General features: G+C 43.8%; 7 protein-coding genes. 4 read left to right on the top strand and 3 right to left on the bottom strand.

The window, feature by feature from the left end; genetic code table 11:
• The first annotated feature begins 37 nt into the window (after positions 1–37).
• The 4 genes from fdhD (at position 38) to POV27_RS00255 (ending at position 6,442) form a co-directional block, all read left to right on the top strand.
• Positions 38–874, top strand: coding sequence for a formate dehydrogenase accessory sulfurtransferase FdhD (gene fdhD / locus POV27_RS00270; RefSeq protein ID WP_272860717.1), 837 nt, complete (start codon positions 38–40; stop codon positions 872–874).
• A 5-nt stretch (positions 875–879) separates the two neighbouring features.
• Positions 880–2,532 carry an NADH-ubiquinone oxidoreductase-F iron-sulfur binding region domain-containing protein gene (locus POV27_RS00265; RefSeq protein WP_272860716.1) on the top strand — a complete coding sequence of 551 codons (1,653 nt, stop codon included), beginning with the start codon at positions 880–882 and terminating at the stop codon, positions 2,530–2,532.
• Between the two features lie 11 nt (positions 2,533–2,543).
• Positions 2,544–5,270 (top strand): formate dehydrogenase subunit alpha, encoded by a 2,727-nt coding sequence (fdhF, locus tag POV27_RS00260; protein WP_272860715.1) that lies wholly within the window; start codon positions 2,544–2,546, stop codon positions 5,268–5,270.
• A gap of 107 nt (positions 5,271–5,377) precedes the next feature.
• Positions 5,378–6,442 carry a deiodinase-like protein gene (locus POV27_RS00255; RefSeq protein WP_272860714.1) on the top strand — a complete coding sequence of 355 codons (1,065 nt, stop codon included), beginning with the start codon at positions 5,378–5,380 and terminating at the stop codon, positions 6,440–6,442.
• A gap of 127 nt (positions 6,443–6,569) precedes the next feature.
• Here the strand turns inward: POV27_RS00255 and POV27_RS00250 are convergent, their stop codons facing one another.
• The 3 genes from POV27_RS00250 to POV27_RS00240 all read right to left on the bottom strand — a co-directional run bounded on the left by POV27_RS00250 (position 6,570) and on the right by POV27_RS00240 (position 14,508).
• Positions 6,570–9,449 (bottom strand): T9SS type A sorting domain-containing protein, encoded by a 2,880-nt coding sequence (locus POV27_RS00250; protein WP_272860713.1) that lies wholly within the window; start codon positions 9,447–9,449, stop codon positions 6,570–6,572.
• A gap of 112 nt (positions 9,450–9,561) precedes the next feature.
• On the bottom strand, positions 9,562–11,436 hold the full coding sequence (locus POV27_RS00245; protein WP_272860712.1) for a transcriptional regulator: 1,875 nt from the start codon (positions 11,434–11,436) through the stop codon (positions 9,562–9,564).
• A gap of 222 nt (positions 11,437–11,658) precedes the next feature.
• On the bottom strand, positions 11,659–14,508 hold the full coding sequence (locus POV27_RS00240) for an HYR domain-containing protein (RefSeq protein WP_272860711.1): 2,850 nt from the start codon (positions 14,506–14,508) through the stop codon (positions 11,659–11,661).
• Positions 14,509–14,517: the final 9 nt, after the last annotated feature.

Raw genomic sequence — 14,517 nt, 5'->3', positions numbered from 1 at the left:
AATTTGTGTAAATCGCTCTTTATCAATAGATCGCAAAATGGCTACGAGAAAGTATCAAGGCAGAAAATTTGAGGGATCCGATGCGAAAAACATCGTCGATTCCCTGAATATTGAAGAAGCCTTGCAGATAAATATCAACGAATCCCCTTTTACGGTTTCCATGCGGACACCTGGGGACGATATTAGTCTTATTCGCGGCCTATTGCATTCGGAAAACATTCTAAAAAACAAAGATTTCATACCGGACATTGTCCTTAAGAAAGAAAATGAGGATGGGATAGTCACCATTGTAAATGTCACCGTTCCCGAAGAAGAATTGGGCGAAGGTTATTCCACCAGCAGAAGTTTGCTCTCAGTTTCTTCCTGCGGTATTTGCGGAAAGACTGAATTGGGCGATTTGTCGTTCATGGGAAGCGTGATGGACGATGCGGATAAAATCGATATGGGAATCATCCCGGTAGTGTTCGAAAAAATGAACACCCAACAGTATGATTTTAAACAATCGGGTGGAACCCATGCCGCAGCAGCCTTTACTTTAGAAGGCGAAATGCTATGCGCCATGGAAGATATCGGACGCCACAATGCCGTAGATAAGGTTATTGGAAAGCTCATTTTAACGGGACAACTTGGTAAAGCCAAAATCCTTACGGTGAGTGGACGCATTTCCTATGAAATCGTAGTGAAATGTTTTAAAGGGAAAATGCCTTTTTTGGCAGCAGTTTCAGCACCTTCATCTTTGGCGGTAGATTACGCCAAGGAATTAGGAATTACTATCTTCGGATTTTGCAGAGAAGACAGAGCGACCTGTTACTCGAATGCGCACCGTGCCCAAATCAAAAAACAACTAAAAAACCTCGATAATAAAGCGAGCTAAAAAATATGTCAGATAATTTAAGTGAATTATTAGGTAGAAAAGGACTGGATGAAAATCTCTTCGACAAGATGGGAATATTGGCCAAGCCCAGTGGTGCTCCCAATGAGGAGGAATTGGCCTTATTGGCAGATGAATTCCTTGTCGGAAAAGCCAACGTCTATGGCACCACCACTTTCTACGATTTCCTAAAACCCGAAAACCAGGGCAAGAAAGTATATGTTTGTAATGGTACTGCCTGCTTGTGTGCAGGAACACAGGACAACGTAAACGAGTCCCTTAAATCACACTTCAAGGAAGAAGAAATTGGTCATATGACCTGTTTGGGAAGATGCCATGAGAACAGTGCCTTTTTCTATCAAGGGAAAAACTATTCTGGAGATGCCATTGATAAGCTGGGTGATATCGTTGGCGATGAGGAAAACTTAAATCAAGACACGTATCAGGTAGCTGCTAGTGGAAAAGCCATTTTAACGGCTCCCTTTACCACAGTATCGGACTACTACCAACCCTTCTTGGATGCCCTGAAAAAGGACTCTGCTCAGGTGTTGGAAGAAATAAAGACCTCGAACGTCCGTGGACGTGGAGGAGCAGGTTTCCCCATGGGATTGAAGTTGGAATTCTGCCGAAACGTGGAAAACCCTACTAAATTCATCATCTGTAATGCAGACGAAGGAGATCCGGGAGCCTATTCCGATCGTTACCTATTGGAAGAACGACCTCATTCTGTCTTGTTCGGAATGTTGATCTCGGGATATGTCACCCATGCTAGTTATGGAATTCTATACATCCGAGCGGAGTATCCTGAAGCAGTGCAAATTGTTCAAGATGCAGTGAACGAACTGCGCGATCAAGGCCTCATTGGAAAGAATATCAATGGCAGTGGCTTCGATTTCGATTTTAAAATCATACAAGCTCAAGGTTCCTACATTTGTGGAGAGGAAACGGCTTTGATTTCCTCTATAGAAGGACAACGCCCCGAAGTGAGGGTACGTCCACCCTATCCAGCACAGAAAGGATTGTTTAACAAACCTACGGTGGTAAACAATGTGGAAACATTGGCTGCCGTTCATTATATCATGAAAAACGGCGGAGCCGCTTGGAAAGCTATCGGTACGGAACGTTCTTCAGGAACGAAATTGGTATGTTTGGATAGCTTCTTTAATCGTCCCGGCATGTACGAAGTTGAAATGGGAACACCCCTTTCAACCGTAGTAAATGACTTAGGAGGCGGATTTAAATCACCTGTAAAGGCACTTCAAATCGGTGGGCCTTTAGGAGGTTTGGTGCCTGTTTCAAAAATTGGTGATCTTACGGTCGATTTCGAATCGTTCGCTAACGGAGGATTCTTATTGGGGCATGCTTCTGTTGTGAGCGTACCCGAAGACTTCCCAATGATGAAGTTCATAGAACATCTTTTTGATTTTGCTGCCTATGAAAGCTGTGGAAAGTGCTTCCCTTGTAGATTGGGAACCAAAAGAGGACAGGAACTTTCGACCAAAGCCCTTACTTCCGATTATAAAATAGACCGAAAGTTATTTAACGACCTGCTCACGACCTTAGAACAAGGATCCCTTTGCGCACATGGAGGGGGAATTCCTTTACCCATAAAAAATGCGCTCCATTATTTTGAAGATGAATTAAAGGCATACTTCAACTAAATCCTACAATTATGAAAACGGCATATATAGATCATCAGGCATTCGAGATTGTTGAAGGGGAAACCATCCTTTCGTTTATTCGGCGTTACAAGGAAAAGAACTTAGTTCCTACCCTTTGCGACGCTCCCAATTTGGATCCGTTCGGATCGTGTAGGGTGTGTAGTGTAGAAGTTGCTTTATCTGAAGATGGCCCAGTAAAAACCTTGGCTTCTTGCCATACTCCAGTGGCCGAAGGACAATACATTTACACAAGTACTACTTCCGTAAAAGCCCTGAGAAAGAATATCATTGAATTGGTCTTGACCGATCACCCTTTAGATTGTCTTACCTGTGAAGTAAACGGAAACTGTGAGCTACAAACCGTAGCCGCGCAAGTGGGAATACGAGATGTGCGCTATCCTGAAGGTGACAATCATTTGGACAAGGAAAAAGACCTGAGCCATCCGTATATGACCTCGGACTTTTCTAAATGTATCAATTGCTACCGCTGTGTTCGCGCCTGTGATGAAGTACAAGGAGAGTTTGTGCTAAGCATGGCCGGTCGCGGATTCGATTCGCATATTATCAAGGGAATCGATCAAACCTTTATGGAATCCGACTGTGTAAGTTGTGGAGCCTGTTCGCAAGCCTGTCCTACCTCAGCGATTTCGGATGTATTCCAGTCGAAGGCCATTCAAGCTACCGAAACTACACGTACCATTTGTACGTATTGTGGTGTGGGATGTAATCTGGATGTGGCTACCAGTAGTGGTGAAATCCTAAGTATTACGGCTCCTTACGATGCCGAAGTAAATCAGGGACACACCTGTTTGAAGGGTCGATTTGCCTTCAAATTCTACGATCATCCCGAGCGATTGGATTCGCCTATGATTAAGCGAAATGGGGAATTCGAAAAAGTAAGTTGGGACGAAGTGTACGATTATATTGCTTCAAAGTTCACAGAATACAAGGATGAATTTGGGCCGGATTCTTTAGCCGGAATTTCATCTTCCCGTTGTACCAATGAGGAGAACTATCTAATGCAAAAGTTCTTCCGTGCCGTGGTACAAACCAACAATATTGACGGTTGTGCCCGTGTATGCCATTCGCCCACCGCTTTGGGAATGCAACGCACCTTTGGTACCGGAGCAGCGACCAATTCTATAGAAGACTTACAACATACAAACTGTATCATGGTTATTGGGGCCAATCCTACGGATGCCCACCCGGTAACGGGAGCCAAATTGAAGCAGTTTGCCATGAAATCTGATAACGTTTCTATTGTGATCGATCCGAGACGTACCGAATTGGCCAGATACGCTACCCATCATCTTGCTTTACGTCCTGGAACCAATGTGGCCGTACTGAATATGATGATGTACTATATCATTACTGAAGGTTTGGTAGACAAGAGCTTTATTGAAGGAAGAACCGAAGGGTACGAAGCCTTCGAAAATGAATTATTGAACATAGACCTTGATCACCTTGAGTCCATTTCTGGAGTGCCTAGAGAGCAGGTGAAAGCTGCGGCCATCGCCTATGCCACTGCGCCTAATGCTATGTCATTCCACGGTCTTGGAGTTACGGAGCATTCGCAAGGAACCTTTACCGTGATGCAAATTGCGGATTTGGCATTATTAACTGGAAATATTGGACGAAAAGGTGTTGGAGTGAATCCGTTACGCGGACAGAACAATGTACAAGGTAGTGCCGATATGGGTGTGCAACCGCATCAAGGAGCAGGTTATTTGGATGTAACCAACGAAAATGTCAACAAACGATACAATGAGTTTTACGGAGTAACAGTACCCAAACATATTGGATACAAAATCCCTGAAATGTTCGATGCAGCTTTACAAGGCAATTTGAAAGCCATCTGGATTATTGGGGAAGATGTAGTACAGACCGATCCGAATACCCAGAAAGTAATCAAAGCATTACAAGCGACTGACTTGGTGATCGTTCAAGAGCTATTTATGACCGAAACAGCCAAATATGCCGATGTCATTCTACCAGGAGCTTCTTTCTTAGAAAAGAGTGGAACTTTTACCAATGGGGAACGTCGTGTACAAGCGGTACGTCAAGTGGTTGAGCCCGTAGAAGGCAGTAAACCAGACGGACAAATCATTGTAGATATGATGAACCGTATGGGCTATGCCCAACCGGACTATACGCCCGATGGCATGTTGGAAGAAATTTCCCAAATCGTTCCTTTCTTTGCGGGTATTCGCTGGGATCGATTGGGGCAAAATGGACTGCAATGGCCTGTGGCCGAAGACGGAACCGATACTCAAATTCTACATAAAACTGAATTTAAGCGCGGAAAAGGATACTTCGAATTCCATGCCTGGGAAGAAACCCAAGAGCTTACTTCTCATGGAAAGGAATATCCGTATATCCTTACCACAAATCGAGAGTTAGAGCATTACAACTGTGGTGCCATGACGCGAAGAACAGCCAACGAACAGATCTTGTCAGACGATTATCTTATGATCAATCCTGAAGATGCACAGGAACACCTCATCAATGAAGGGGACTATGTGTGTTTGGAATCACCACGTGGAAAAGTGGATGTTAAGGCAAGAATTACCGATGAGGTGAAGAAAGGAATCTTGAGTACGACCTTCCATTTCCCAGAGATTATGATCAATAACCTTACGGGAGATATTCACGATTCGGAAGCCATGTGCCCAGAATACAAAGTGGTTGCCGTTCGTATTCGAAAGAGCAAAGGAAAGTTCAAAGTACTTGCAAAATAGGGCTATAGCGCTTAAAATGTCCTCTTTCAAGAATTAGAACAAGCCTACGGAAATCCCTTGGGAATAGGTAGTTAAATTCGTTCTATCGAATTTTAATAACTACTCCAATGAATCCCGAATATGAATTCCTCGTAGACCCTGGTGCCTTGCATTCCAGTCTAACCCCTTATGCGATTCATTTTTTCATCGCTGTGTTTCAATTTCTCGTTGCCCTGTACGGTTTTCAGGCAAGCAAACGGTACCTCTTTAAAAGCCGTTCCCGAAAAATGCCTTCACAACTCACCGATGAAAATCCTTTTATGAAATACGCACAACCTTTGGGATTGACCTTCTTGATTCTGGCCTTTTTCGTCATCACCCCTACACTATTGGGATGGCACTTTGTTTTTTCGGCCATAGGAATGTTGGGGCTATTCATCCTTTGGTTTGTAATTAAAACCCCCTCTAGAAAAAGAACCATTTTAGGACGAATAGGCATTCCCTTGTTAATTATCCTTTGTATGTCCTTTATGATTTGGGAAGGGCAGGACCCTGCTCAACTATCTACGCGAATCTGTTTTAAAGCATGGGATTGGAGAACGTATGAGCGCGTATGGCAAGACATTCATGATAAGCGAGCTCCCAAAATGGGAGAAATGGCGCCCGATTTCGAATTGGTCAGCACAGATAAACAGGATACGCTTCGCCTTTCAGAATTAAGAAATAAGAAGCCCGTGGCCTTGATCTTCGGAAGCCAGACCTGTCCTCCCCATTCAGATGGGACCGTTCGTATTTACGATCTCTACAAAACATATAAGGGCCAGGTGGAATTTGTGCCCGTCTATCTTCAGGAAGCACACCCCATCGATAAGTGGTGGCTGGGCGAAAGTAAAACCCAACAAGCTGTCTTTCGTTCCAGTGGCACCCTAGCTTTGATGCAACGCGATGAACCTTTAACTATGGAAGAGCGTGAAAAGGTAGCGTCTTCTTATGCCAAGGACCTCTTCAAAAATGAAATTCCTGTTTACGTCGATGCCATGGATAATCATGTGGGTGAACTCTATGCTGCCAAACCAACCCGTATCTATCTTTTAGATGAAGAAGGTAAGGTAGTATACAATCCGGGCTTTGGCCCTGTTTCGTTTAACGCAGATCGTTTGGCGGAACAAATTGAAGCGCTGCTTTCTAAATAGGAGCGCTATTCTCCTCAATAAGGCGAATCCTTTATTTCGGATTCGCCTTTTTTGTTTTGAAAGAAGAAGCTAATAATCCACCCCAGAATCACCAGAAGGGTTATTTGCAAATACACTCTCATCGTCTCTAGTGTTTAACAATGCGTTTGTAAATGCTGCCCGAGTGATTCTTAATTCCTATCATGTACACCCCAGAAGGGAACCCAGATAGGTCTATTTGTAAATAGTTCTTTCCGGGTTCTAGTTGCTCCATCACTTTCCTTCCAGCCAAATCATATACCTCCACTTGCTCGATACTATTATTAGGAGACATGATATGGATATTCCCTGAAGTTGGATTAGGGTAGATGGCGATCTTACTTAATTGTTCATCTTCGGTACTCAACACATTATTGAAATGTATACTAAACCGATTGTTGAAGGTTCCCATTTCACTTGAAAAGCTATAGGAATCGGTTTTTAAATCGTGAATAGTGCCTGTTTCGTGATCTACGAGATATATTTCTGAAGCGGAAAGCTGAGTCCCTTCCAAATCGGCAATGGAGATCTTGTATTCGGTATCTATATCGATCAAAGTAGAAAAGCCCATAGGTACTATTACAGAGGAATTGAACGAACCTAGGGTTTGGATGCCCAATGCTTCCGATCCATTAGGAAGGTGTGTAAAGAGCGAAACTACCGTTGCCAACCTACGACTATCGAAGCCAGCATCCATTCCCTTGGTTGCATTTTCATGAAATGCCAATAAGGTTTGTTTCTGCATTCCAAATTCTGAATTACTCAAACTAAACCAAACACGTTCCTTGTCTTCTTGCAGACGAAGAGTGTTGTTGTTATCCGTTCTTCGCATGGCATTGGTAAAAGTAGCTGTCCCCGCAGCACTGGCTTTTATTCCAAAACCTTGGGCAGTCGCTATAAAACCATTGGGGCGCGTGTCGGTTCCCGAAGGATCCGAAGCGGCTGCCATCCCTCCAGAAAGATTATACAGGGAGATATCTTCCATAGAAAAGTTCATACTTCCAGCTCCAGGAAGTGAACTGTTAGGCGGTGTAAGGTGTTCCCAGAAATAAACCTCATCTATCATACTATTGGCCGCAATGAAATCGTCTGCCGAGATAGCGGATGCATAGGGATTTGCCAAAATATTGGGACTGGCATTTTTGTTGTCGGCCGGTGTCGGGCCGGGTGTGTTTTGTATGACGGTAAAATTGATATTCCCCGAATTTAGGGTCCCTCCATCGTAGGTATAATTGAAAATCCCTCCCGGTTGTCCGTAGCCTGCTTGTGGGCGAACGATATAACCTTCTCCTGGGCTAATACTACCGGTTCGCACTTCGGACCAGAAATCGTTGTTATCATCCGCAAAGTTTTCAGCTCCTGGAAATAGGGCTTCCACATCGGGATGGGGAACGAAATTGGCTGTATTCGCTTCGAGCACCAAAAAGGCTGAGCTCCATACGCTTTCGCGCGTCTCCCCTGTCATGGGACTTCCCAACACCATAAAATCACGAGAAGCTAAATTGGGTGTCGTTAGGTGTACGTTGATGGAGCGGTTGTTGGTAGTCACTGCGGCATCATCTATCTGTACCACACTTCCTTGATGGGCTACCGAAAGGGTTCCGTCCACGGTTATATCGCCTTGTACATTGATATAATCATTTGCCCCCACGGTTAACGTAGCACTTGCTCCTATTACCAATTGACAGGCATTAAAACTGCCTAATACACTGGTATCATAATCATCTGTAATGGTCACCTTTGTATCTATAGTAGGAGGCGCCGGATCCCAACTCCCTCCCCGATATTCGCTGGCATCCGGACAACATCCTCCTGGAATTCCATTTATGGTAAATTGTGTAAATACCCTTTCTACGCCTGCTCCGGCAATTAACTCATCCTTGCAATCGCCATCGACGTCCGTAGGGATAAGGAACCTAGCGCCATTCGTAAGACTAGTATCATCTGAAATGAGTCTATAGGTAAAGTTCTGCGAACCATCGTTCTCATACCACACAAAAGTATCTGCTCCCAAGATTGCCGTTAAAATATCCAAATCGCCATCCTGATCCAGATCATACAATTGAACAAATGTAGGTGAATTGGTGTCTGTTGGGTCATTGTCCACAACATGCAACGTAAAGTTTTCGCTTCCATCATTTTCGAACCATAGCACATGATCACTTAAAAAACTTATACCAGCGATATCCAAATCGCCATCGCCGTCTATATCTTCTATAGATGCATCGTCTGCACCAAAAGCTGGGTCGGAAGACACTATTCCTTGGGCGATGATGTGAGACGTAAAAGAAGCGGTTCCGTCATTCTCCCACCAAGCAAACGTATGCCCATCGCTGGCTGTGGTAACGAGATCTAGATCTCCGTCCTCATCCAGATCAATTACCTGAACAGTTTTTATCGTTTCAGTAAGTGGTGTAACTCCTTGGGCAATTACGGAACGGGTAAAGTTTTCACTTCCATCATTGAGATACACCAACAATGTATTTGCCCATTGTGCCGTTGCGGCAATATCAATATCACCATCGCCATCTAAATCCCCCGCGTTGAGGCCAATGGCTTCTTCGGTATACGTTGTATTGTTATCTACTACATGGCGTGTAAAGTTGGCGGCACCATCATTTTCGTACCATAAAAATGTATCTGTCTGAAACCCTGCTACCAATGCATCTAAGTCGCCATCTTCGTCCAGGTCTACTGCATGAACATTAAATGCGCCTTCGGTATAGGTCGCATCATCGTCTACAACAGTAAGGGTAAAGTTTCCGGAACCATCGTTCACGTAGAGGGTTACCCTTCCGTCTATGGGAAACCATCCGGAGGTAGTCACCATTAAATCGATATCTCCATCGCCATCCCAGTCTTGTGGTTCCATATCGGTAGGACCACTTACGGAGTTTCCGGAATCGAGGATAGTGGGTGTAAATGTTATTTGGGCAAAGGCCGAATAGGACAGCCATACCATTGCCAGGGAGAGTAGTATTTTTTTCATGATTTGATAGATTTGGTGGTGCAAAGTATGAATAGATCGAGCTCCTTCATCGCCCTAAACACCTGTTATATAGCATTGTCTATAGTTTTGTCTATAGTTTTTCAGGAAATTCCTACGATTCAACAAATTCGACCAACGAAGCTTCTTTCGATAGGTTTATTTTTTTCTTCAATCGGTAGCGGGCTGTGAGTACGCTATTGGGGGAAATTCCGAGCATATTGGCGATCTCACTGGTTTGTAATTGCAGTTTTTCTAAGGCCAATAATCGTTCTTCAGATTTGGTGAGTTGCAACCCCTTCTTTTTCATTTTTACGAAGAAATGGGGGTATACCCGAACGAATTTTTGTTTGAACGTATCCCAATCTTCTTCGGTAAGTATTCGGGATGATGAAAGTTCCTGTAGCGTATCTAGCTCTTCATCATGTTCATCATCCATGGTGATGTTAGAGCGTTTTAATTCCTGTAAGAGGGTTTCGTGTTCCTTGGTCTTACGGATCAACTCTTGGGCAAAATCTTGTAGTTCCTGCTTTCTTTCTTCGAAAGCCTTTGCCATAGCTTTCCGTTTCTTTCTTCCCAACAACCATATATAGTAGGCCACCATGACCGAGAGCAAAACAACTAGGATGAGCACCAAAACCAAAGTTCTACGTTTCCCTAAAGCGATTTCCTGTTCTTTTTCCAGTAAGGTAATGGCCGTTTTTTGACGGTAGATTTCATTTTCCTTGTGCTCCGACTCAAATTCGGATTGATAGAACAAGAGCGTATTGGTCTTAATGGTATTTTCTATGGAATCCTTTAATCGTTGGTAATTCTTCAAATGAACAAAAGCCTGCGCATGGTCTCCATTGGCTTCATGGATTTGTGCCAGTAGATCTTCTACTTCCATTTTCCGATCCAAACTGAGCTGTTCCGTTCCTTGAATCATTTCATTCAGGTTGGACCAAGCCTTATCAGGGCTCCCTGCCTTCAGGAAAAAGCGAACCTTCGTAAGTATTAAATTGTTTTCATACACTTTGGAGGCCATAGCCACCTGGTTCACCGAATCTGCCTTTTGCAATTGTATACTTGCCGATTTCAAGTTGTTATTCTGAATGTGATAGGCTGCCAGGTTCTGATAAGCGAAAAGGTGCAGCAATTGTTTGGCGGGAGCAGAGGCTATACTGTCTCCGTATTGAAGTGCCAATTGCAGATACCTGTTCATATTGTCCCAATCGCCTATTTCTTCAAAAGCATCGGACATGTAGAGGTAATTGGCAGACACGGTTTCGAATTCACGCCTTGGCAAAGCCGCTTCGATTACCTTTAAGCGTTCTTCGTTGGCTTTTTCAATAAAATTGTTCGCATCGTAAGTGTTCGCTAGGCTGGTTCGTACATAATTGGCGTAGGTTTGATCCTCTCCTTCTTCGTATAGTTCATAGGCTTCCTTGTATCTTTTTACTGCATTGACGAAATCGCCTTTTTCGGCATAAATCTGTCCTGCAAAATAACGGGAATCTGCTTCGAACAGATAATCCCCTGTAGCTTTTAGTATCGTGGCAGCTCGTTCGAAGGCATTCACCGCGCCTTCCAGATCTTCTGCGTGAAATAAGGCGGTGCCTTTTTTGGAGAATAGGATTCCCTTGGGTTTCTCATTTTTGAAATAACTGGAATCCTTAAATGTCTTATCTATGACATATAGCGCTGAGTCCGAACGGCCAGCATGGATCAAATCTTGAATGATGAAGCGTGCCTTTAGGGCTGCCATATCATAATCGCCCATGGCTTTGGCCAATTGAATGCATTCATTGAGATACTGGCTTCGGTCCTCATGTTGGGAACGAGCCATAATTTCGGACACACTATCCAAAGTAGCGAGTCGGTCCTTATCGCTTTCCGATTGTTCGAGTTGATACAAAAGGGATTCTAACGGTGCTTGGCACCACACCGTACTAGTGAACATAAAGAATAGGGCACAGCAAAATCGCTGTACAATTGTTTTTGGGGTCATGAGTCAATTTTTAGAAATGGGTATCTAATGCGAATGTAGAATCCCTGCTATAGCAAGGAAAATCAACACTGTCCTGATTCTTGAAAGCGAACAATTCAACGAGAAATACGGGTCTTTTCACCCTTGATAAGATCAAAAAACTCCCAAGCATGGCTTGGGAGTCCCGGTTTAACAATTGATCTTCATTCCAAAGATCAACCTAATCAAATCACTAATCCTTACTTAATTTTTGATTATGTTAATCACCTTTACTTTTCCTTGTCCTTCAATTTTTACGATATAGGTCGCCACGCCCAGTTGGGAGATATCCAGTAATTTGTGCTGTCCCATATTTTCTAAATCAAAACTCTTTATAGGTCTTCCCAAAATGTCATAGAAGGTTAACTTTTCTAAGGGAAGCTGCTCTGGATTGGCGATATTCAAAATATCTGTGGTGGGGATGGGGAACAGACGAACACTGGACAAATCGGAATAAGATGAAACGTTTAAAGTTTCCTGTACATCGAGTTCGAAGGAACACGTACTTTCATTTCCCGATTCATCTGTGACAGCTATGGAAACCGTGTAAGTGCCCTGTGATAATTGTGTTCCGGGTGATGGATCTTGCTCAATTTCGGTAATAGGGTCTGTACAATTATCGGTAGCCATCACATCTCCTAAGGCAAAATAATCCGGCACTTCGAAAAGGGTTCCTGCTTCGATCACTTCAATCTGATCTTCTGGGCAGACCAATTCGGGAGCTATGATATCTTTTACAGTAACCTCGACTAAGCAAGTGCTCATATTTCCATTCAAATCTTCACTGGAAACGGTTACCATAACTGGGTTTTCTATATCCGAGCAATCAAATTCATTACTATCCAATTGTACTTCTTGAACATCACAATTATCCGTATTCGAAGCTATCACGTCTTCGGGCACCAGGGTGGCATTCCCGTTTTCATCCAAGAAAATGATGATATCCGAACAAACTAAATCCGGTGCCATATCATCCACCACAGTTACCGTTACCATACAGGTGATGCTATTACCAGAATTATCGAATGCAGTGACAGTGACATCGTTGGTTCCTACATTAGAACAATCGAAGGTATCTGTATCAATTTCCGAAGAAGCTACTCCGCAATTATCGGTTACCTCCTGAATGACATCGTCTGTGGTTATGGTTGCACTTCCCGAATCATTCAACACAACCGTAATATCTTGACATATCAATTCAGGAGGTGTGGTATCTTCAATAAGAACTTCGGTGGTACACGAACTGGAGTTTCCGCTTCCATCAAGAACGGCTAAGGTTACCGTTTGCAATCCTATTTGGGAACAATCGAAGGTATTTGGAGCTACATCTACTTCGACAACACCACAATTATCATAGGAGCCATCGTCCATCATGTCTGGTGTAATCAAGATACTCCCTGAATCATCCAAGGAAAATCTGGCAGGTCCTCCGCCCAGGGTAACGGAGTCGAATCGAATAGTGAAACTGTTAAGCATCCCGTCATCCCCAGAGGTATCGTCGTAAATGTCTAGTACCCAATCCCCTTCTATAGGTTCTCCCATGAAGGTTTCAGAAAATGTGCCCTCCTCGGGTTCAAAAGTCCCCGTAAAGGGAGCTTCGGCTAGGGTAATATCGGCTCCTCCATCCCTAAATACAGTATTAGTATAATCTTCGCCAAATCCTCCATTTTCATCGCTCAATTCCAATTCGGTTCCCGAAGGAGATATCAGTGTAATTTCTATGTCGCCAGTCCAGCTGTGTGTTATGTCCAGCTCTACCGTAGCCAACTCATAATCCGTTCCGATAATGCCCGTTTCCGAAATCGTCGCCACGGAGGGAATCATGGGACCTGTTGATCCAGATTCAGGAATGCTCTGACCTAAAGGATCGCCCGTTTGTATTATTCTTCCTGCATCGTCTACCGCACAAATGACTGTTGGCGCTAAATTATCGACCACAGTAGCAATGGCTGTGCAGGAATCTGAGTTCATATCAATATCATACACGGTAAAATTGACGATGTTATCGCCCAAATCTTCACAGGTATACAAAACCGCATCGATAGCGCGAACGGTGATATCGCAATTGTCCGTGGAGCCTCCGTCGAAATCGGAAGGAGAAACCCCTACGGTTCCCGAAGCATTCAATTCAAAAACTACATCCTGACATACGGCCACTGGAGCTTCGGTATCAATAACATTTACAGTAATAGTGAATTCACAGAAGGAGACATTTCCATCGGAATCCGTCGCTTGGAACACTACCGTTTCCTCTCCTTGCTCCAGAAAAGATCCGCTGGGCGGGCCGAGAATTTGTGTCACCATGGCGGTACCGTCTTCCACATCGGTCGCTGTGGCGTTTGGGAAATTCACAATCGCCCCACATTCTCCAGGATCGTTATTTACAGTCATATCCACGGGACAGGTAATTTCTGGTACATTGCCCACTACAACATGGGGAATGAACCGAATGGCATCTCCATCGTTCAACATAGGACTATCCAGTGAATATTCGGCAAGTATATACCCACTTACCAAACCAATTGTGGCAGAGGCACCTTGATCGAATTCTGAATCTGAAAAGAACACGTCTTCGTATACAAAAACGATCTCATTGCTTCCTTCATAGAGCACTATTTGAAAGGTCACTGTTTCTCCATTATCCAATTCGTAGTGTGGCATTTCATCCCATTGAATGATACATCTTCTATTGGGTTCCGTTCCACGTATTTCATAGTAAACATCTCCAACGGGATCGTCTAAGTCGTCCCAAAATGCCACGATTCTCGGACTTATTCCCGACAGGGTTCTATTTTCGAAAGTTAGGTTTCCGAATGTCCTGTCGAAAAGGAGCCCTCCGTTATTCCCAATGCGAATATCTGTAGAACTTCTATCTCCCAACTGAAAGGTAAAGGGCAATGCAACGTTGTCTTCGCTCTCATCATGTGCTTCTAGCGCAATGCCTGTAGCAGCAATATCTTCGAAGGGAGTAGTGTCGGTATCATCTATGGTATACTGTCCCCAAACGCAGGAACAGTATACCAACAAAGTGCAAAACAGGATTAGATTTTTCATAATCGATAG

The sequence above is a fragment of the Aureisphaera galaxeae genome (assembly GCF_028561275.1).
Classification (GTDB): Bacteria; Bacteroidota; Bacteroidia; order Flavobacteriales; family Flavobacteriaceae; genus Aureisphaera; species Aureisphaera galaxeae.
This window is presented reverse-complemented; position numbering and strand designations above follow the sequence as displayed.

Coding starts and splice junctions, on each gene's coding strand:
- fdhD (WP_272860717.1), top strand. CDS start 38: ATGGCTACGAGAAAGTATCAAGGCAGAAAATTTGAGGGATCCGATGCG.
- POV27_RS00265 (WP_272860716.1), top strand. CDS start 880: ATGTCAGATAATTTAAGTGAATTATTAGGTAGAAAAGGACTGGATGAA.
- fdhF (WP_272860715.1), top strand. CDS start 2,544: ATGAAAACGGCATATATAGATCATCAGGCATTCGAGATTGTTGAAGGG.
- POV27_RS00255 (WP_272860714.1), top strand. CDS start 5,378: ATGAATCCCGAATATGAATTCCTCGTAGACCCTGGTGCCTTGCATTCC.
- POV27_RS00250 (WP_272860713.1), bottom strand. CDS start 9,449: ATGAAAAAAATACTACTCTCCCTGGCAATGGTATGGCTGTCCTATTCG.
- POV27_RS00245 (WP_272860712.1), bottom strand. CDS start 11,436: ATGACCCCAAAAACAATTGTACAGCGATTTTGCTGTGCCCTATTCTTT.
- POV27_RS00240 (WP_272860711.1), bottom strand. CDS start 14,508: ATGAAAAATCTAATCCTGTTTTGCACTTTGTTGGTATACTGTTCCTGC.